This window comes from Variovorax sp. PEI5 (assembly GCF_056679935.1).
Map to the genome: position 1 here is coordinate 1,354,135 of NZ_CM155257.1, position 19,069 is coordinate 1,373,203.

General features: G+C 71.2%; 18 protein-coding genes. 7 read left to right on the forward strand and 11 right to left on the reverse strand.

The window, feature by feature from the left end; all coding sequences use genetic code 11:
* Nucleotides 1–58: 58 nt before the first annotated feature.
* The 3 genes from AC1MLT_RS06185 to AC1MLT_RS06195 form a co-directional block, all read right to left on the reverse strand.
* Nucleotides 59–694, reverse strand: coding sequence for a DUF3885 domain-containing protein (locus tag AC1MLT_RS06185; RefSeq protein WP_481034421.1), 636 nt, complete (start codon nt 692–694; stop codon nt 59–61).
* Nucleotides 695–744: 50 nt separating this feature from the next.
* Nucleotides 745–1,290: a polyhydroxyalkanoate synthesis repressor PhaR gene (phaR, locus tag AC1MLT_RS06190; protein WP_481034423.1), complete on the reverse strand. Its 546-nt coding sequence runs from the start codon at nt 1,288–1,290 to the stop codon at nt 745–747.
* Between the two features lie 118 nt (nt 1,291–1,408).
* Entirely contained in the window at nt 1,409–1,780 is a 372-nt protein-coding gene (locus AC1MLT_RS06195) for a hypothetical protein (RefSeq protein ID WP_481034424.1), read from the reverse strand.
* 158 nt (nt 1,781–1,938) lie between these two features.
* Here AC1MLT_RS06195 and AC1MLT_RS06200 point away from each other — a divergent pair, with 158 nt between their 5' ends.
* Both AC1MLT_RS06200 and AC1MLT_RS06205 read left to right on the forward strand, forming a co-directional pair.
* Nucleotides 1,939–2,973 carry a P1 family peptidase gene (locus tag AC1MLT_RS06200; protein ID WP_481034919.1) on the forward strand — a complete coding sequence of 345 codons (1,035 nt, stop codon included), beginning with the start codon at nt 1,939–1,941 and terminating at the stop codon, nt 2,971–2,973.
* Nucleotides 2,973–4,328, forward strand: a complete 1,356-nt coding sequence (locus AC1MLT_RS06205) for a TAXI family TRAP transporter solute-binding subunit (RefSeq protein ID WP_481034426.1) — start codon at nt 2,973–2,975, stop codon at nt 4,326–4,328. The genes AC1MLT_RS06200 and AC1MLT_RS06205 overlap by 1 nt, the downstream gene beginning before the upstream one ends.
* Nucleotides 4,329–4,446: 118 nt before the next feature.
* On the opposite strand, the gene ettA is transcribed toward AC1MLT_RS06205, so the two are convergent.
* On the reverse strand, nt 4,447–6,108 hold the full coding sequence (gene ettA / locus AC1MLT_RS06210) for an energy-dependent translational throttle protein EttA (RefSeq protein ID WP_481034428.1): 1,662 nt from the start codon (nt 6,106–6,108) through the stop codon (nt 4,447–4,449).
* A gap of 343 nt (nt 6,109–6,451) precedes the next feature.
* Between ettA and AC1MLT_RS06215 the strand changes: the two genes are divergently transcribed.
* The gene (locus AC1MLT_RS06215) at nt 6,452–8,272 is read left to right on the forward strand and encodes a DEAD/DEAH box helicase (protein ID WP_481034430.1); all 1,821 of its coding nucleotides are present in this window, start codon (nt 6,452–6,454) and stop codon (nt 8,270–8,272) included.
* 129 nt (nt 8,273–8,401) lie between these two features.
* Here the strand turns inward: AC1MLT_RS06215 and AC1MLT_RS06220 are convergent, their stop codons facing one another.
* Nucleotides 8,402–9,250 carry a FadR/GntR family transcriptional regulator gene (locus tag AC1MLT_RS06220; protein ID WP_481034431.1) on the reverse strand — a complete coding sequence of 283 codons (849 nt, stop codon included), beginning with the start codon at nt 9,248–9,250 and terminating at the stop codon, nt 8,402–8,404.
* Nucleotides 9,247–10,242 carry a tripartite tricarboxylate transporter substrate binding protein gene (locus tag AC1MLT_RS06225; RefSeq protein ID WP_481034432.1) on the reverse strand — a complete coding sequence of 332 codons (996 nt, stop codon included), beginning with the start codon at nt 10,240–10,242 and terminating at the stop codon, nt 9,247–9,249. Before AC1MLT_RS06225 ends, AC1MLT_RS06220 begins: the two co-directional genes overlap by 4 nt.
* Nucleotides 10,243–10,437: 195 nt before the next feature.
* Here AC1MLT_RS06225 and AC1MLT_RS06230 point away from each other — a divergent pair, with 195 nt between their 5' ends.
* The 3 genes from AC1MLT_RS06230 to AC1MLT_RS06240 all read left to right on the forward strand — a co-directional run bounded on the left by AC1MLT_RS06230 (nt 10,438) and on the right by AC1MLT_RS06240 (nt 12,909).
* Nucleotides 10,438–11,361 (forward strand): 2-dehydro-3-deoxygalactonokinase, encoded by a 924-nt coding sequence (locus tag AC1MLT_RS06230; protein ID WP_481034433.1) that lies wholly within the window; start codon nt 10,438–10,440, stop codon nt 11,359–11,361.
* 98 nt (nt 11,362–11,459) lie between these two features.
* Nucleotides 11,460–12,101, forward strand: coding sequence for a 2-dehydro-3-deoxy-6-phosphogalactonate aldolase (locus AC1MLT_RS06235; RefSeq protein WP_481034434.1), 642 nt, complete (start codon nt 11,460–11,462; stop codon nt 12,099–12,101).
* A 25-nt stretch (nt 12,102–12,126) separates the two neighbouring features.
* A complete protein-coding gene (locus AC1MLT_RS06240; RefSeq protein ID WP_481034435.1) occupies nt 12,127–12,909 on the forward strand; it encodes an aldolase in 783 nt (260 codons plus the stop codon).
* 63 nt (nt 12,910–12,972) lie between these two features.
* On the opposite strand, the gene AC1MLT_RS06245 is transcribed toward AC1MLT_RS06240, so the two are convergent.
* The 3 genes from AC1MLT_RS06245 to AC1MLT_RS06255 all read right to left on the reverse strand — a co-directional run bounded on the left by AC1MLT_RS06245 (nt 12,973) and on the right by AC1MLT_RS06255 (nt 16,388).
* Complete coding sequence (locus tag AC1MLT_RS06245; protein WP_481034920.1) at nt 12,973–14,388, reverse strand: MATE family efflux transporter; 1,416 nt, start codon at nt 14,386–14,388, stop codon at nt 12,973–12,975.
* A 91-nt stretch (nt 14,389–14,479) separates the two neighbouring features.
* Nucleotides 14,480–15,820 carry an MFS transporter gene (locus tag AC1MLT_RS06250; protein WP_481034436.1) on the reverse strand — a complete coding sequence of 447 codons (1,341 nt, stop codon included), beginning with the start codon at nt 15,818–15,820 and terminating at the stop codon, nt 14,480–14,482.
* Between the two features lie 67 nt (nt 15,821–15,887).
* Nucleotides 15,888–16,388 carry a MarR family winged helix-turn-helix transcriptional regulator gene (locus tag AC1MLT_RS06255; protein ID WP_481034438.1) on the reverse strand — a complete coding sequence of 167 codons (501 nt, stop codon included), beginning with the start codon at nt 16,386–16,388 and terminating at the stop codon, nt 15,888–15,890.
* Nucleotides 16,389–16,442: 54 nt separating this feature from the next.
* On the opposite strand from AC1MLT_RS06255, the gene AC1MLT_RS06260 reads away from it, so the two are divergent.
* A complete protein-coding gene (locus tag AC1MLT_RS06260) occupies nt 16,443–17,012 on the forward strand; it encodes a PaaI family thioesterase (RefSeq protein WP_481034440.1) in 570 nt (189 codons plus the stop codon).
* Between the two features lie 27 nt (nt 17,013–17,039).
* Here the strand turns inward: AC1MLT_RS06260 and AC1MLT_RS06265 are convergent, their stop codons facing one another.
* A complete protein-coding gene (locus AC1MLT_RS06265) occupies nt 17,040–17,978 on the reverse strand; it encodes a LytR/AlgR family response regulator transcription factor (protein ID WP_481034441.1) in 939 nt (312 codons plus the stop codon).
* Between the two features lie 25 nt (nt 17,979–18,003).
* The gene (locus tag AC1MLT_RS06270) at nt 18,004–19,059 is read right to left on the reverse strand and encodes a sensor histidine kinase (RefSeq protein WP_481034443.1); all 1,056 of its coding nucleotides are present in this window, start codon (nt 19,057–19,059) and stop codon (nt 18,004–18,006) included.
* Nucleotides 19,060–19,069 lie beyond the last annotated feature (10 nt).

Here is a 19,069-nt window from a genome sequence, read left to right on the forward strand (position 1 = left end):
ACGAGGGTCCGGATCGCACCCTCATGCGGCTCTGAGCCGGTGCGGCAAGTCCGGCCTTTCAGGCGCCGAACGTCGCCGCCATCGTTTTTCTGTCGTGGTCGAGCAGATGGCGACCATGCCGGGCATGCAGGTCGCGCAGCAGTTCATGATTGCCGCCGACGACATCCATGCCACGGTCATCATAGGGATGCACGCAGACCGCCCGTGCCAGGTCCATCAGATAGATGGCCTCGCAGCGGGGGTTGGGTTCGATCGCGAGATCGCTCGCCAGGGCGCACCAGAGCAGGTTGTCGAGCAGCCGTCGCTCGACGTGGAACGCAATGCAGCGTGTCACCCAGACCGACTCCGGATCCTCCGGCGGCCGCATCCACGTGCTTCTGGCGCGAGGGATGACGATGCCGGCCTGAGCGAGGCGACGCAGCACCCCGCGTCCCGCGAGGATCGATGGCGGCAGACAGATCGCCAGGCAGACGGTGAAGTCCTGCCCGGGCGGGAGGATGTCCTCGCAGATGACCTTCGCCGTCCGGAACGCGCTCAGGAAGCAGTCGACCGTGGAGCCACCCGACGACAACGCGAAGCGCAGGCCACCCGGGTTGTTGTAGAAGGTCGGCCGGTCGAACAGCCGCTCACCGAAGGTCGACTCGATGACCGCACGCAATGCACAGGGAGAGCGAGTGGAGGCGGGTTCGTCCATCCATCCATTGTCGGATCGCCGGCCGCCCCTCCAGCGCCGGCCCGGCCCGGTCAGCGCCCTTCGGTCGGACGCTTGAGCCCGAAGGCGCCCAGCACCTGCTCGGTGTTCTTCTGCATCTGCTCCTGCATCTGGATGAAGACATTCTTCGATTGCTCGACGTAATTGCCCATCACACCCTGCAGGACCGGCGACTGGGTCGTCATGAAGCGTGCCCAGAGTTCGGGACTGAGCCCTTCGGCCTTGTCGGTGAGTTGCGCCTGCATCTCGGTCATGGCCTGGATGTTCTTCTCGAGGTAGGACCCCATGAAGCCGTGCATCGCCTGCCCATGGAAGCGGATGATGCTGGCGAGCACCGGTTCGGTGAACATGGGGGCGCCGCCGGCCTCCTCCTCCAGGATGATCTGCAACAGGATGCTGCGGGTCAGGTCCTCGCCGCTCTTGGCGTCCCGCACCACGAAGGGCGCACTGCGCATGACCAGCTGCTTGACTTCGGCCAGCGTGATGTAGGCCGACGTTTCGGTATCGTAGAGCCGACGGTTGGGGTACTTCTTGATCACCCGCGATTCAGGCTTGGGGGCGATCTTGTTGCTCGGCACAGGGATTTCCTTCAGATAGCGACAGGAGCGCGCAGAACATTGTAAGAACCGGTTTTGCTGCACTGCACCCAAGGTTTACCCTGAATGCCGGCTCCGCACCCGCCCCTGGGCGTGGCGCTCATTCCAGGCCAGGCGGCGCCGTCAGGTATTCGGCGCCACACACCTTGCAGATCGCCGAATCGGGACGCTCCGAGGTCGCCGCCCGGAAATGCAGCGGATTCTTCACGCCGCCCAGGACCCAGCAGCGCGGGCAATGCGCCTGTCCGGTCAATGGCAGATAACCACGCGATCGCTGCTGGGCGCGGTCGCGGGTGACGGGGGAACCCAGCTGCTCGATGCGCGCCACGTCATGGGCCACGGAGGTCCAATGCCGGCCCTGCGCCGTATCGCGCAGTCCGTAGACGACCCGTGCGAATTCCAATGGTGCCTGTCGCAGCAGGGCGGCGATGCGGTGCTGCTCGAGTGATGGATCGACGGCAGGATCATTCATCGGAAGTAAATCAAAAGTTACCGGCAACAAGTTAACACATAGTTCTAATTTTTTAAGAAAACCCAATTGACATCGTTGGTTGCACAACTATTTTTATGCTGGGCGAGTTGAATCGGGAGGTCTTCGAAGGCACGGAACCGCGTCGGATAATCATGCCCATGCCACTTCCGCCATCCTCCACGTCCTCGCCCGGTCCGGGTTCCATCACCGACGTCGCGGGCATCGAGGTCGGTCACTTCAGCGATGCGCGACGTCCCACGGGATGCACCATGATCCTCGCGCGGGACGGCGCGGTCGGCGGCGTGGATGTGCGGGGCGCGGCACCCGGCACGCGCGAGACCGATCTGCTGGCACCGGGCAATCTGGTGACGCATGTGCATGGCGTCATGCTCGCCGGTGGCAGTGCCTGGGGACTGGCCGCCGCCGATGGCGCGATGCGCTGGCTGGAGGAACAGGGCATCGGCCTGGATGTGCGCTTCGGTACCCTTCCGATCGTGCCGGCGGCGGTGCTGTTCGACCTGCCGGTGGGCGACGCGCGGATCCGGCCCGATGCCGCCGCCGGGCATGCGGCCTGCGAGGCCGCTTCCTCGTCGCCGCCGGCCGAGGGCAATGTCGGAGCCGGCAGCGGCGCGCTGGTGGGCAAGCTCTTCGGTGTCGACCGCGCCATGAAGGGCGGCATCGGCAGCGCCTCGATCACGGTCGGCGGCGTGACCGTCGGCGCGCTGATCGCCTGCAATGCCCTGGGCGACGTGCTCGACCCCGACACCGCGCAGGTGGTGGCCGGCGCGCGCACCTCCGACGGACGCGCGTTGCTGGACACGCGGCGCGCGCTGCTGCGCGGCGACCTGCCGCGCCCGCTGCTCGCGGGCACCAACACCACGATCGGCGTGGTCGCGACCGATGCCGTGCTCACCAAGGTTCAGGCCAACCGGCTCGCGGCGGTCGCGCACGACGGCCTGGCGCGCAGCATCAATCCGGTCCACACCATGAGCGATGGCGACACCCTGTTCGCCCTGGCCACCGGTCGCGTGCCGCTCGAGGGCGACGCGCCCGGCATGACCGTCCTGGGCACGATGGCCGCCGAGGTGGTGGCGCGTGCCACGCTGCGCGCGGTGCTGGCGGCACGCTCGATCGACGTCGGCACGCTGCGGATCCCCTGCGCGACCGACCTGCCCGCGTGGAGCCGGGGCTGATGCCCAAGACGCTGCGGCTCGTCCTGCTGTCGATCCGTGACCTCATCGTCTCGATCGGTCCGGTCGTCTTCATCGTCATCGGTCTCCTGATCGCGGCCTACTGGTGGCTCGATCCGCAACCGCCCCGGCGCGTCACGCTGGCCACCGGTCCGGCCGGCAGCGCCTATGCCGAATTCGGCCGCCGCTATGCCCAGGCGCTGGCGAGCGAAGGCATCCAGGTCGAACTGCGTGCCAGCGACGGCTCGCTCGACAACCTCCAGCTGCTGCGCAACGGCGGCGCCGACCTGGGCTTCGTGCGCGGTGGCAGCGCCGACGTGGTGGCCGACGAACGCGCCGGGCTGACATCGCTCGGCAGCCTGTTCTACGAGCCGTTGTGGGTCTTCTACCGCACCGATGCCGCGCGGCGCGTCGATCGCAGGACGTCGACCCTGACCTCGCTGGCGCAGCTGCGGGGGCTGCGCGTGAACGTCGACAAGCATGGCAGCGGCGTGCCGGAGATGGTCGACCAGATGCTGCGCGCCAACCACCTCGACACCAACTCGCTCGTGCTCTCGCACCTCGAACCGACACCGGCCGGCGAGGCGCTGGAGAACGGCTTCCTGGATGCGGTGATGTTCGCCTCGGCGCCGCAGGCGGCCCTGGTCCAGCGGCTGCTGCGCGCACCCGGCGTGGAGCTGATGGATTTCGGCCAGAGCGATGCCTATGCGCGGCGGTTCGCGTTCCTGTCGCCGGTGACCCTGCCGCGCGGCGTGGTGGACCTGGCGCGCGACGTGCCGTCGCATGACGTGTCGATGCTGGCCGCCACCACCTCGCTGCTGGCGCGCGAGCAGACCCACCCGGCCCTGCGCCAGCTGTTCGCCCAGACCGCGCAGACCCTGCATGGCGGCGCCGGCTGGTTCAACCGGGCGCGCGACTTTCCCAATACCCGCACCAGCGAACTGCCGGTGAGTCCCGAGGGCGATCGCGCCATCAACGGCACGCCGCCCTTCTGGCAGCGCTATCTGCCGTTCTGGGCCAGCAACCTGGTCGAGCGCATGTGGCTGGTGCTCGGCGGCCTGCTGGTGCTGATGCTGCCGCTCAGCCGCGTCGTGCCGCCGATCTACCAGTTCCGCGTGCGCTCGCGCGTCTTCCGCTGGTACGCCCAGCTGCGCGACATCGAGAACAAGGTCGATGCGAATCGCGACGATGTCCGGCGCGAGGCCCTGGTGAAGGAACTCGACGACCTCGACCGCGTCGTCACCAAGGTGGCCGTCCCGCTGTCGTACGCCGACGAGCTGTACGCGCTGCGCCACAACATCCGGATCGTGCGCGAGCGCCTGGTGGAAGGCGAGCAGAGACCGTCCACTGCCCGATGAAAAGACGGCGAAGCCGATTGCCGGAACCCCGAGGAACTGGCCGAGCCAGTCCTCGGATGTTGCCCCCGGCAGGGGACTGGCGAAGCGACACGCAGTGCGCGCGGCCTGGGGCCGAGCCTTACTTGAGTGCCTTGTAGCGCATCCGCTTGGGCTTCGCGCCCTCCTCGCCCAGACGCTTCTTCTTGTCGGCCTCGTACTCCTGGTAGTTGCCGTTGAAGAAGGTCCACTGGCTGTCGCCCTCGGCGGCCAGGATGTGCGTGGCGATGCGGTCGAGGAACCAGCGATCGTGGCTGATGACCATCACCGTGCCGGCGAATTCCAGCAGCGCGTCTTCCAGCGCGCGCAGGGTTTCCACGTCGAGGTCGTTGGAGGGCTCGTCGAGCATCAGCACGTTGCCGCCGGCGATCAGGGTCTTGGCCAGGTGGAGGCGACCGCGTTCACCGCCGGAGAGCGTGCCGACCTTCTTCTGCTGGTCGGCGCCGTTGAAGTTAAAGCGGCCCGCGTAGGCACGGCTGGCCATCTGGAACTTGCCGACGTTGATGATGTCCAGGCCGTTGGAGATGTCCTCCCACACGGTCTTCTGGTTCGCGAGCTCGTCGCGATGCTGGTCGACGAAGGCGGCACGGACCGTGGAGCCGATGACGACCTCGCCACTGTCGGGCTGCTCCTTGCCCGCGAGCAGCTTGAACAGCGTGGACTTGCCCGCGCCGTTGGGGCCGATGATGCCGACGATGGCGCCTGGCGGCACGGTGAAGCTCAGGTTGTCGATCAGCATCCGGTCGCCGAAGGACTTGCTGACGTTATGGAATTCGAAGACCTGCTGGCCCAGGCGCTCGGCGACCGGGATGAAGATCTCCTGCGTCTCGTTGCGCTTCTGGTACTCCATGTCGCTCAGTTCCTCGAAGCGGGCCAGGCGTGACTTGCTCTTGGCCTGGCGTGCCTTCGGGTTCTGGCGCGACCACTCCAGTTCCTTCTTCAGGGCCTTGGCGTGGGCTTCCTCGCTCTTCTGCTCCTGCGCCAGGCGTTCGCCCTTCTGCTCGAGCCAGGTGCTGTAGTTGCCCTTCCACGGGATGCCGCGGCCGCGGTCCATCTCCAGGATCCACTCGGCGGCGTTGTCGAGGAAATAGCGATCGTGGGTGATGGCCACCACGGTGCCCGTGAAGCGCTGCAGGAAGACTTCGAGCCACTCGACCGATTCGGCGTCCAGGTGGTTGGTCGGTTCGTCGAGCAGCAGCATGTCGGGCTTGGACAGCAGCAGTCGGCACAGCGCGACGCGCCGCTTCTCGCCGCCCGACAGCAGGCCGATCTTCGCGTCCCACGGCGGCAGGCGCAGCGCGTCGGCGGCGATCTCCAGCTGGTGCTCGGAGTCGGTGCCGGCGGTGGCGATGATGGCTTCGAGCTCGGCCTGCTCGGCGGCCAGCGCGTCGAAGTCGGCGTCCTCGGCGCCATAGGCGATGTAGACCTCCTCGAGACGCGCCTTGGCCGCGAACACCGCGCCCATCGACTCCTCGATCGACTCGCGCACCGTGTGCTCGTGGTCGAGCTTGGGTTCCTGTTCCAGGTAGCCGATGCTCATGCCGGGCATCGGCAGCGCCTCGCCCTCGTACTCCTTGTCGACGCCGGCCATGATCTTGAGGAGGGTGGACTTGCCCGAGCCGTTGAGGCCGAGCACGCCGATCTTGGCGCCCGGGAAGAACGAAAGCGAGATGTCCTTCAAGAGCTGCCGCTTGGGCGGCACGGTCTTGCTGACGCGGTTCATCGAATAGACGTATTGAGCCATCTGTGTGTGTGCGTGTGTGTGGTGTCGGGTTTGCTGCGGAATGGCGTGGCGCGGTGATGCGCTGGCGCCCGGCGCGGCGGGTCCGGGGAGGGCCGCCATGGAATCCCGATTATCCGCGCAGTTCGACGGCCTGCCGATCGTGCGACAATCCACCTTCGTCGCCGGGTGCAGTTGCCCGCGGCAGCGGCTCTTCCGCCGGGGACAAGAAGGTTCGCGCATTCGCATGCGACGGCTCTTCGGCTCCCACCCTTGATACATCCGCCTTGACTGGCCGGGTCGCTCCCCTCCGGAGCACCATGGCGGGCTGATGCCACTGCGCCATGCAAGGCGCCAATTGCTTCCAATGACTTTCGAAGAACTGAATCTGGCTCCGGCCATTCTGAAGGCCGTGCTCGAACATGGCTACGACACGCCCACCCCCATCCAGGCCCAGGCCATTCCCGTGGTGCTCGACGGCCACGACCTGCTCGGCGGCGCCCAGACCGGCACCGGCAAGACCGCGGCCTTCACGCTGCCGCTGCTGCAGAAGCTCTCCACCGGCACCCCGGCGCGCAACAAGTTCGGCGGCATCGGCATCCGCGCGCTGGTCCTGACCCCCACGCGCGAACTCGCCGCGCAGGTCGAGGAATCGGTCCGCACGTATGGCAAGTACCTGCAGCTCTCCTCCAGCGTGATCTTCGGCGGCGTCGGCATGAACCCGCAGATCAGCAAGCTCAAGAGCGGCGTCGACATCCTGGTGGCCACGCCCGGCCGCCTGCTCGACCTGCAGCAGCAGGGCATGCTGGACCTCTCGCAGGTGCAGATCCTGGTGCTCGACGAAGCCGACCGCATGCTCGACATGGGCTTCATCCACGACGTCAAGAAGATCCTGGCGCTGGTGCCGCGCGACAAGCAGAGCCTGCTGTTCTCGGCCACCTTCAGCGACGAGATCCGCGACCTGGCCGCCAACCTGCTGAAGAACCCGCAGAGCATCCAGGTGACGCCGCGCAACACCACCGTGCAGCGCATCACGCAGGTGATCCATCCGGTGGGCCGCGGCAAGAAGAAGGCCCTGCTCGCGCACATCATCAACGAGCACAACTGGAGCCAGGTGCTGGTGTTCACGCGCACCAAGTTCGGCGCCAACAACGTCGCCGAATTCCTGACCAAGAACGGCATCGAGGCGATGGCGCTGCACGGCAACAAGAGCCAGAGCGCCCGCACGCAGGCCCTGGCCGGCTTCAAGAGCGGCGACATCCGCGCCCTGGTCGCGACCGACATCGCCGCGCGCGGCATCGACATCGACGAGCTGCCGCACGTCGTCAACTACGAGATCCCCAACGTCAGCGAGGACTACGTGCACCGCATCGGCCGCACCGGCCGCGCCGGCAACAGCGGCGAGGCCGTGAGCCTGGTCTGCCTGGACGAGGAAGGCTTCATGCAGGAGATCGAGCGCTTCACCAAGCAGCAGATCCCGGTGAAGATCGTCGAGGGCTTCGGCCCCGAGGACGACGAGCGCGCCGAGCCGATCGCCATGGGTCGCCAGACGATCTGGGGCGGCGCCGGCCGCCCGCCGAGCCGTGACGTGATGCAGGCCGCCGCCAAGGCCGCCCGCACCGAGATGCTCCAGCGCATCCGCGACAACAAGGCCGGCCAGGGCGATCGCGCCGGTGGTGGTGGTGCTGGCAACGGCGGTGGCGGTGGCCAGCGCCGCGGCCCGGCGCCGCAGGGCGCGCGCAGCGCCGGTGGCGGCTACGGCGGCGGCAACGGTGGCGGCCAGGGCCCGCGTGGCCAGGGCGGCGCCCGTGGCCCGCAGGGCGGCATGGGTCATCGCGGACCGCAGGGCCCGGCGCGCGCGCCGCAACCCCACCACGCAGCACCCCATGCCGGCGTGCCGCACGACGAGCGCCAGCCGCGCCATCACGGCAACAGCCACAGCCCGACGCAGGCCAACCAGGTCGCGCACCTGCGGGCCGAGGCGGTCGCCGGTGGCGAGGGCCAGCCCGATCCGTTGCGCACCAGCGTCGACGCCTTCGGCGGCGGCCGCGGTCGTCGCGGCGGCGGCGGTGGTGGTGGTGGCGGCTATGGCGGCAATCGCTCCGGCGGCGGCGGCCGCTCCGGCGGCGGTGGCGGCTATGGCGGCGGTGGCAATCGCTCGGGTGGCGGCGGTCGGTCGTACGGCTGATCCGGGACCGGTTTCCGGTCGATCAAGGGAAAAGGCGCTGCGGCGCCTTTTTTTTCGTCCGCCGGGCGCCGCTCACCAGCGCGACGACGTGGCCGGCCGGTCCCTCTCGCGACGGTGACCGTGACCGGGTCAGGACCCGTGTGTCGGCTTCGGCTTCGAACTCGGCTTCGGCTTCGGCTTCGTCGTCGCCCGGGACCGGGTCGCCGGCTTCACCGGTCCGGCGTCGACGGCACCGGCCGGGGCGCTTGGCGACGTGGTCGGACGCGCCGGGCCGATGTCGCGCCCCGCGTCGTCGATCAACGCCCGCATCGCCGCCTCGGCCTGCGGAGGATCGCGCGCGATCACGCCGTCGAGCACGGCGCGATGCAGCAGCAGCCCGGTCTCCGGCGCATCGCCGCGCGCGCTCGAACGCTCGAAGCTGCTCCGCAGCAGGGCGCCGAGCGCCCGGCCCATGTGCGCCAGCAGGCGGTTGTGGCTCGCTCGCAGCAGACCCTGGTGGAAGCGCAGGTCCGGCGGCACAGGGTCGCCTCCCAGGTGGATCGCCGCCCGCATGTCCTCGTAGGCGAGTTCCAGTTCCTGGAGATCCTGCGCCGTGGCGCGATGCGCGGCCAGTTGCGCCGCCGCCGGCTCGACCACCTGGCGCAGGTCCTGCAGATCGCGCAGGAACTCGTCGGACAGGCCGGCCCTGGATTGCCACGCCATGACCTGGGCATCGAACCAGTTCCAGTCGTCCGGGGACTGCACGCGGGTGCCGACCTTGGGCCCGGTGGTGATCAGGCCCTTGGCGACCAGCGACTTGATCGCCTCGCGCACCACGGTGCGGCTCACGCCCAGCGCCTCGCCCAGCAATGGCTCGGGCGGCAGCGTGCTCCCCGGCGGATGGCGGCCGGCCACGATCTCGCCGCCGAGCCGGTCGACGGCCTGGCCGTGGACGCTCCCGGTCGTCCTCGGTGGCTCCGCCGCCCGGCGCGACTTCACGAGCGGATGCCGAGCCTGGGCACGAGCTGCTTGAAGAAGTCGTGGTCGCGCTGCATGGCGGCGCCGAACTCCGGCGCGTCGAGGTAGGAGAAGCCCAGATTGAGCTTCGCCAGCGCCTCGGGCAGCGCCGGATCGGCCGCGGCCTTGCGCGTGGCCGCGCGCAGCACGTCGACGATCTCGGTGGGCGTGGCCTTGTGCACGGCCAGCCCGCGCCAGGTGCCGATCGACAGGTCGATCCGGCGCTCCTTGAGCGTGGGCACCTGCTCGAAGGCCTTCAGGCGCTGGTCGGCCATGACGGCCAGGATCTTCAGCTTGCCGCCCTGCACGTGCGTGGCGACCTCGCCCGGGCTGACCGCCACCGCGTCGATGTGGCCGCCCAGCAGCGCCACCACGCCCGGCGCCGCGCCCTGGTAGGGCACATGGTTGAACTTGACGCCGGCGCGATCCTCCAGCGCCGCCGCGGCCAGGTGCCAGATCGAGCCGTTGCCCGAATTGCCCACGCGCACCTCGTCGGGCCGCGCCTTGGCGGCGGCGAGGAATTCCTCGACCGTGTTCCAGGGCGCCTCGGCGCGCACGGTGATCGCCGCCGGGTCGGCGTTGAGGCGCGCGACCGGCTGGAAGTCGGCATAGGTGAACTTGGACAGGTTCAGGTGCGGCAGGATCACCAGCTCGGCGATGACGACGCTGACCTTGTAGCCGTCCGGCTTGCCGTTGAGGACGTCGCTCATGCCGACCACGCCGCTGGCGCCGGGCTTGTCGTTGACGATCAGGGGCTGCGGCAGGTGCTTCTTCACGATCTCCGCGAAGGCGCGCGCCAGGGCGTCGGTGCCGCCACCGGCCGAGGCCGGCACCACCAGCTCGATCGGCTTGCTGGGATAGGCGGACGCCTGCGCGCGCGACCACAGCGGCAGTGGCAGCAGGGCCGCGCCCAGGCCCTGGAGCACGCGGCGGCGCGGGGTTGCGGACGGATTGGGCGAGTCGGTCATGGACATGTCTCTGGCTTCGTTGGAGGGGAAAGGCGGGAGGACGACGGCCCCAGGCAGCGGAAACCCTCGGCCGGCCGGGGACATGCCGACTTATCATATGACCATTGAAACCGGCCCCCGGCAGGACAAACCCTGCCACCGGCGCCCCGCCGCCACCGGCCCCTGGAACACCTTCACATCTTCGAGAGGACATCTCCCGTCATGACACTGGTCGCGGTCGATTGGGGCACGAGTTCGTTGCGCGGCGCGTTGCTGGACGACGCCGGCCGGGTGGTCGAGGAGCGCGCCGCGCCGCGCGGCATCCTGACGGTGGCCGCCGGCGGTTTCCCGGCCCTGTTCGACGAGCTGTTCGGCGACTGGATGCGCGCCGCGCCGGGCACGCGGGCGCTGATCTCGGGCATGGCGGGCAGCCGCCAGGGCTGGATCGAGGCGCCCTACTGCCCCTGCCCGGCGGGCCTGGCCGATGTCGCGGCGCATGTCGTGGCGGTCGAGCCCGGCCGCATCGCCATGGTGCCGGGCCTGAGCGCGGAGAACGACGGCGTGCCCGACGTGATGCGCGGCGAGGAGGTCCAGCTCTTCGGCGCGATGGCGCTGACCGGCCGACGCGACGGCGTCTTCGTGCTGCCCGGCACGCACAACAAGTGGGTGCGCGTGGCCACCGGCCGCATCGCGGGATTCCGTACCTTCATGACGGGCGAGTTCTACGCGCTGCTGGCCACGCATTCGATCCTGGCGCGCACCATCGATGCCGACGCGCCGCTCGACGAGGCCGCCTTCCGGCAGGGCGTGGCATGCGCGGGCCACGGCCACGGGCTGCTGCACCATGCGTTCGGCGCCCGCACGCTGTCGCTGTTCGGCCGCATGGACGCGGCATCGCTGGCGAGCTACCTGTCGGGCCTGCTGATCGGCGAGGAGCTGCGCACCCAGACCTGGGACGCCGACGATGGCGAGGTGGTGCTGATCGGCTCGCCCCCGCTCACGCGGCGCTATGCCCTGGCGCTGGATGCGCGGGGCATCGCGAGCCGCGCACTGGGCGCCGAGGCCACGTGGGCCGGCCTGCGGGCGCTGCACGAGCTGCACCGGGCCGACCCGTTCGCCGCGTCCGGTCCTTCCGGCAGGGCCTGAAGGGCGCCGACGCGGCACCCCCACCTCGCTACCTGTCCGCCTTCCTCCCGGCTCCCCGCCACGCCCGCTCCCGCCCCACCGCACAGAAACGCCCCGACATGACCACCCCCCACGACACCTTCGAAGCCGCGCTGCGGCAGCTTCCACTGGTCGCCATCCTGCGCGGCCTGACGCCGGCCGAGGCGCCCGCCATCGGCGACGCCCTGCTCGAGGCCGGCTTCCGCGTGCTGGAAGTGCCGCTCAATTCGCCGGATCCGCTCGCGAGCATCGCGCTGCTGCGCCAGCGCTGCGCCGGGGCCCTGGTCGGCGCCGGCACCGTGCTGACGCCCCGGCAGGTGAACGAGGTGCGCGACGCCGGCGGCGAGCTGATCGTCTCGCCCAATTTCGACGCCGCCGTCGTCGCCGAGACGGCGCGCCTGGGCCTGGTCAGCCTGCCCGGCGTGGCGACGCCGAGCGAAGCCTTCGGCGCGCTGGCCGCCGGCGCGAGCGGCCTCAAGCTGTTCCCGGCCGAGGCGGCCTCGCCGGCCGTGGTCAAGGCCTGGCTGGCGGTGCTGCCCCGGGGCACGGCGCTGATGCCGGTCGGTGGCATCGCGCCCGCCACCATGGCCGCCTGGCGCGCCGCCGGCGCCACCGGCTTCGGCATCGGCTCGGCGCTCTACAAGCCGGGCAAGAGCGCGGCCGCCGTGGCCGAGGACGCGCGCGCCTTCGTCGCCGCCTGGACCGGTGCCCTGCGCGCCTGAACCCGTCGCTCCCGCCGCCGCCACCATGAACCCGACCTCCGCTGCGAACCCCACCCCGACCTTCGAGGACGCCCGCATCCAGTACGCGAGTCCCGCCGTCCGCCAGCTGCGCGAGGACCTCGCGCTGGCCCTGCGCGCCGCCGCGCATCATGGTCTCGCCGAGGGGGTGTGCAACCATTTCAGCGTCGCCCTGCCCGGCAATGCCGAGCGCTACCTGCTCAATCCGCGCGGCCTGCTGTGGAGCGAGGTCGGCGCCGACGACATCGTGCTGATCGACGTGCGCGGCGAGGTGCTGGCCGGCCGCCATCGCGTCGAACCCACCGCCCTCTTCATCCATGGCGCGGTGCATCGCCTGACGGGCCACGCGGTGGTGCTGCACGTGCACGCGCCCCACGCCACCGCCCTCACCCTGACCGCCGATCGCGCGCTCGATCCCACCCTGAGCCAGAACGCGATGCGCTACATGGGCCGCATCGCCATCGACGACACCTACAACGGCCTGGCGCTCGACGATGCCGAGGGCGAACGCATCGCCCGCGCCATGGCCGGCAAGGACGTGGCCTTCCTGGCCAACCACGGCGTGCTGGTGGCCGGCGCGACCCTGGCGCATGCCTACGACGACCTCTACTACCTGGAGCGCGCCTGCCTGCACCAGGTCATCGCCCAGTCCACCGGCCGGCCGCTGGCGCCGGTCGACGCGGCGCTGGCCGCGCGCGTGGCGGCGCAGGTGCAGGGCGAGCGCGAGCAGTCGGACCTGTTCTTCGAGGCCTTGCGGCGTCGGCTGCCGGCGCCGGTCGCGGCCGCCTGAGCGCGTCGCACGCGGGCCCGCGAAGGCGCGAAGGCCCGAACACGCGGGCGACGCGGCGGCGCGTCAGGAACGCAGCGGCAGCCGCCGCAGCAGGCCGGTGGTGGTGCGCGGCCAGCCGACGCGGCCGAACCAGGCGCCACCCGCGATGGCCGCCGTGATGACCACGCCATACACCGCCAGCGCCACGCCCTGGGCGACGAAGACGTGGACCAGTTCGCCGCTCCAGCGCAGCGCCAGCCAGCCGCCCGCGCCGGCCACCACCAGTCGCACCAGATTGCCCAGCACCGGCCACAGCAGCCGGCCCGCGCCCTGCGAAGCGAAGTACAGCACCAGCCCGACGCCGAAGCAGCCATAGAACGGGCCGACCGCGCGCAGGTACTGCGCGCCCGTGGCGAGCATCGTCGGATCGTCGCCGAACAGCAGCAGCCAGGGCCGCGGGAACAGCGCCGCCGCGACGCCGATGGATTCGGTCAGCACGAAGGCCAGGCCGGCGCCGGTCCAGGCCGCGCGCATCGCCCGCTCGCGCTGGCCGGCGCCGATGCAGGTGCCCACCATGGCCACCAGTGGCGCGCCGAGCCCGAACACCAGCGGCACCAGCAGGTATTCGAGCCGCGACGCCGTGCCGTAGCCGGCGATGGCGCCAGCGCCGAAGTGGCCCGACAGCGCAGTCGCGATGCCGATCGACAGGTTGGTCGCCACCGTCGACACGGCGCCGATCAGTCCGATGCGCAGGATGTCGCGGAACAGCACCCAGCGCAGCCGCACGCCGGCGACCGTCAGCCGCAGCAGGCTGCGGGGCGAACGCAGATAGGCCGCCAGCGCCAGCGTGCCGCCCAGGTAGTAGATCAGCAGGGCCAGCGCGCCGCCCGCGATGCCCAGCCCCGACAAGGGTCCCCAGCCGAAGATCAGCAATGGCGACAGCGGCACCAGCAGCACCACGCCGGCCACCGTCACGTTGGCCGGCACGGCCATGTTGCCGGTGCCGCGGATCACCGCCGCCAGCGCGTTGAACAGCCACACCAGCACCGCGCCGGCGAAGACCCAGTGCGAGTACGCCAGCGCGGCATCGAGCGCGGCGCCGCTGCCGCCCATGAGCGCGTAGAGCCAGCGCCCGCCCAGCAGCAGGGCCGCCGTGAAGGCCAGACCGAAGCCCAGCGCGATCACCAGGGCATGCACCACCAGCGCGTCGGCGGTGTCGCGCCGCCCCGCGCCCAGCGCCCGCGCGATGGCCGAGGCGATGCCGCCACCCATGGCGCCGGCCGAGGTCATCTGCATCAGCATCACGATCGGGAACACCAGCGCCATGCCGGCCAGCGCATCGGTGCCCAGCTTGCCGACGAAATAGGTCTCGACCAGGCCGACGGCCGCCTGCGCGACCATCACCAGCACGTTGGGCGCGGCCAGCCGCAGCAGGGTCGGGACGATCGGCGCCTCCAGCAGCAGCCGGGTGCGCGGGTCGAGGCCACGGGCCGGAGCCATGCCGGCGGCGGACGTGGGGGTGGCGGTCCCGGGGGCGGAGACGGAGGCGGCGGGGGCGGTGGGGGTCATGGGTCGGCTCCGGTCCAGGGGTTCAGGCGCGGGCCGCCGCGTTCGACGCCGGCAGCGCCAACGGCCCCGACGCTGCCGGGGCGGCCCGGGCCGGCGCGGCGGGCCGGCGGATCGCCATCACCAGCAGCGCGGCGACCAGGCAGGCGGCACCGGCCGCGTACAGGGCCGGCGTGTAGGTCAGCAGCAGCGTGCGCACGAAGCCGGCGCCATAGGCCGCGGCGGCGGCGCCGAGCTGGTGGGCGGCGAAGATCCAGCCGAACACCAGGCCGACCTTCTGCGGTCCGAAGGCCGCGCCCGCGAGCTTGACGGTCGGCGGCACGGTGGCGATCCAGTCGAGGCCGTAGAACATCGCGAACAGGCCCAGCCCGTAGATCGTGAATTCCGAATGCGGCAGCCAGAACAGCGACAGGCCGCGCAGGCCGTAGTACCAGAACAGCAGCTTGCGGTTGTCGTAGCGGTCCGACAGCCAGCCCGAGAGGATGGTGCCGACGAAATCGAAGGCGCCCATCATCGCCAGCACCGATGCCGCCGGCACCGCCGACAGGCCGTTGTCGCCGCACAGCGAGATGAAGTGCGTCTGCACCAGACCATTGGTGCTCAGGCCGCAGATGAAGAAGGTGCCCGCCAGGATCCAGAAGGTGCGGTGGGCCGAGACCTCGCGCAGGGTCGTGAACGGCGTGCGCCAGGTCATGGCGCTCATGGCGGGCGTGGCGGCCACGGCCGCCTCCGGCGTCTGGCCGTAGGGCCGCAGGCCGAGGTCCGAGGGCCGGTCGCGCATGAACGCCAGGCACAGCAGCGCGATCAGCACGGCGCCGAGGAACACCGGCGCGACGGCCGAGCGCCAGCCCCAGTGCTCGATCATCCAGGCGGCCACGGGCAGGAAGGCGAGCTGCCCGGTGGCGGCGCTGGCCGTCAGCAGGCCCACCACCAGCCCGCGCCGGGCGACGAACCAGCGGTTGGCGACCACCGCGCCGAGCACCAGCGCCGTCAGGCCCGTGCCGATGCCCAGCATCAGGCTCCAGACGATGAACAGCTGCCAGAGCTGCGACGCCAGCGTGACCAGCGCCATGCCCGAGCCCACCAGCGCCAGCCCGATGCACATCACCGCGCGCAGGCCGTGGCGCTCCATCAGCACGGCGGCGAACGGCCCCATCAGGCCGAACAGCGCGAAGCGCAGCGCCAATGCCGACGAGATGTCGCCCGTGCTCCAGCCGAACTCCTGGCCGAGCGGCCGCATCATGGCGCCAGGCAGGCCCAGCGCGGCCGACATGGTCAGCATCGTCAGGAACGTGATCGCCGCGACGACCCAGCCGTAATGGATCCCGCGACGCTGCAGCCAGGGAAGGATGCGGTGGGCGAACATGGCGGGCCTGCGGTGGGTGGATCGGTCGGGGGAAAGGACGTGCGGCGGCGCGGCGTGGACGAACCGTTCAGCCGGCGTCGGCGTCGGGATCGGGGGCCGGCGCATCGACGCCGAGCAGGCCGAGCGAGTCGTCGATCAGCGCGTGCAGGGCCAGCACGCGCTCGATGCCGAGCCGCTCGTTCAATGTCCGCTGCGCCACCTTCCAGTGCTTCTGGCCTTCGCCGCGCTTGACGATGCCCGCTGGCGTGATGCTCACCAGCCGGCTGCGCGCGTCGGCTCCCGCGCCCAACTCCAGCCAGCCGGCAGCGACCAGCGGCTGCAGGTTGCGGCTCAGGGTCGAGGCGGTCATCTTCATCGCCGCCGCCAGGTCGACCGGCCGCAGCGGACCGAGCTTCAGCACGTGCGAGAGCAGCGAGTACTGGGTCGTCTTCAGGCCGCTGGCCGCCATCGCGGCGTCGTAGTGCTGCGAGACGCGGCGCATCAGCTGGCGCACCTTGAAGCTGGTGCAGCCCTGCGGCTGCACGGTAGTGGCGGCGGTCGTCCTGGATGTCGCGGGGGTGATGGCCATGAATTTCATTGTACCTACAATCGTTGCATATACAACCCAAAGGAGACCCCGAAGATGACCGACGACACGACGATCCCCGACGATGCCGGCGCGCGCCTGCTGGAGCGCTGGCTGGCCGACGAGCGCGCGGTGGCCGCCCGGCTCGATGCCGGTCCGGGTCCCGGCCTGGCGCGGCCCGAGGAGATCGCCGGCCTGAGCGGCCTGGAGGTGATGCGCGCCATGCTGGCGGGCACCCTGCCCTATGCCGCCATCGCCCGCACGCTCGACTTCACCATCGTCGAGGTGGCCGACGGTCGCGCCGTGTTCCAGGGCACGCCCCTGGCGCGACACCTCAATCCGCTGGGCACCGTGCATGGCGGCTGGATCGCGACATTGCTGAATTCGGCCCTGGGCTGCGCGGTGCACACCCGCCTGCCGGCCGGCCGCGGCTACACGACGGCGGAGCTGGGCGTGAACTACGTCAAGGCCGTGACGCCGCGCGTGCCGCGCGTGCGCGCCGAGGGCCGGGTGATCCACTGCGGCCGTCAGCTGGCCACCGCCGAGGCGCGGGTGGTGGGCGCCGACGGCACGCTGTACGCCCACGCGACGACGACCTGCCTGGTGTTCGAGCAGCGGCCGGCCTGACGCGATCGCGATCGCCGCGCCAGCCGCTCACAGGGCGCGGAACAGGTGGGCGTGGAGCCGGCTCACCGGCAGCCGCTCGGTCCGCCCGCGCAATCTCAGGTGCATCCGGCCGGCCTCGTCCCGGTGCACCGATTCGACGGCCGTGCCGCGCACCACCACCGCCCGGTGGACCTGCCAGAAGACCTCGGCGTCGAGTTGCGGCAGCAGCTGCTTCAGCGGCGTGCGGATCAGGTGCTCGTGGCTGGCGGTCAGCACGCGCAGGTACTTGTCGGCGGCCTCGAAGCACAGCACCTCGTCGACCGGCACCATGCGCACGCTGCCGCCGCCGGCATCGCCGACGGCCAGCAGGCGCAGCGGTGCCGGCGCGCGCCGTGGCGCCGGCGCGGCCCGGGCGGCATCCAGCAGCTCGCGCCACCGGGCCAGCGTGCGTTCCAGCGCCTCGTCGAGCGCGGCGGGTCCGGCGGACAGCGGCGGCACCGGGGCGGCGAGCGCCCGGCGCAGCCGCTCGACGGTCCGGCGCAGGCGCTCGGGCTGCACCGGCTTGAGCACGTAGTCGATGGCCTCGGTCTCGAAGGCGCGCGCGGCGTACTCGTCGTGGGCGGTCACGAACACCAGCTGCGGCAGGGGTGCCTGGTCGGTGGGCCAGCGTTCGGCCAGCTCGGCGGCGGCACCCAGGCCATCGAGACCGGGCATGCGGATGTCGAGGAACAGCACCCGTGGCAGCCATCGCAGCGCCGCGTCCACCGCCGCGCGGCCGTCGCCGACCATGGCGACGATCCTCAGCTCGGGCCAGGCCAGCGCCAGCTCGGCGGCCAGGGCCCGCGCGAGCAGGGGCTCGTCCTCGGCGATGAGCGCGGAGGCGGTCGCGTCCGTTCGATCGGGCCTGTCGGGCCTGTCGGGCCTGTCGGGCCTGTCGGGCAGGCCATGCGGGCCAGGCTCGTCGGCCGGGGGAAGGATGGCAGGCATGTCGGGCTCCGGTGCGTGGCCGGGCTCAGGCCGGCCAGGGAAGACTCAGCGTGACGCGGGTGCCGCCATCGGCATCGAGCGCGGGCGCCAGCGCCAGCCGGGCGCCCCCGCCATACACGGCGGCCAGCCGCTCGCGCACCTGGGCCAGGCCGAAGCCGCCATCGGCATCGCCGGTGGACGGCGCCGCCGCGTCGAGTCCGACGCCGGTGTCGCGCACCTCGATGACCAGCCGGTCGGCCGCGCGATGCGCGGTGACGCCGAGCCACCCGCCCGCCACCTGCGGCTCCAGCCCGTGGCGGATGGCGTTCTCCACCAGCGGCTGCAGCAGCAGCGGCGGTACGGGCACGTCGCGCAGCTCGGCGGGCAGCGCCAGCGTGTAGCGCAGGCGCTCGCCCATGCGCATCGACATCAGCTCGAGGTAGTCGGCCAGCCGGTCGAACTCGGCCGCCAGCGGATGCGCCGGCGCGCGCGAGGCACCCAGCGTCATGCGCAGGTAGCCGTTGAGACGGTCGAGCATGGCCACCGCGCGCGGCGGATCGGTGGCGATCAGCGCGCGCAGGTTGGCCAGCGTGTTGAACAGCATGTGGGGTTCGAGCTGGGTCTCCAGCAGCCTCAGGCGGGCCTCGGTGGCGGCGCGCTGCGCCTGGTCGATCCGGCCCTGCAGGTGCCGGCTGCGGCCCAGGCTGTAGAAGAAGAAGCACAGGCCGGCCGTCGTGGCGATCGTCACGATCATCGCGGAGGCCAGCTGGCGGCCGTCGCCCGCCAGGAAGCCGAGCGCCGGCGCGCCGACCCAGGCATCGCCGATCAGGTTGCCGCCCAGGAAGCCGATGCCGATGCCGGCCCCGACGACCAGATAGCCGCCGAGCCCCCGTGGCCAGCGGACCTCCTGGCGCCGGGTGACCAGCAGGCGGGTGACGTCGATGAAGAGCCAGCTGACGAGGCCGGTGGCGAGCGAGTAGACGAGATGCGTCGTCCAGGCGCCGCCACGGGCCAGGGTCAGCGCGCCGGCGACCAGGCCGCAGAACACGGCGGTGATCAGTCCATGACCCAGCAGGTGGCGCATGCCGGCTTTGTACTCCACGGCATCCCCG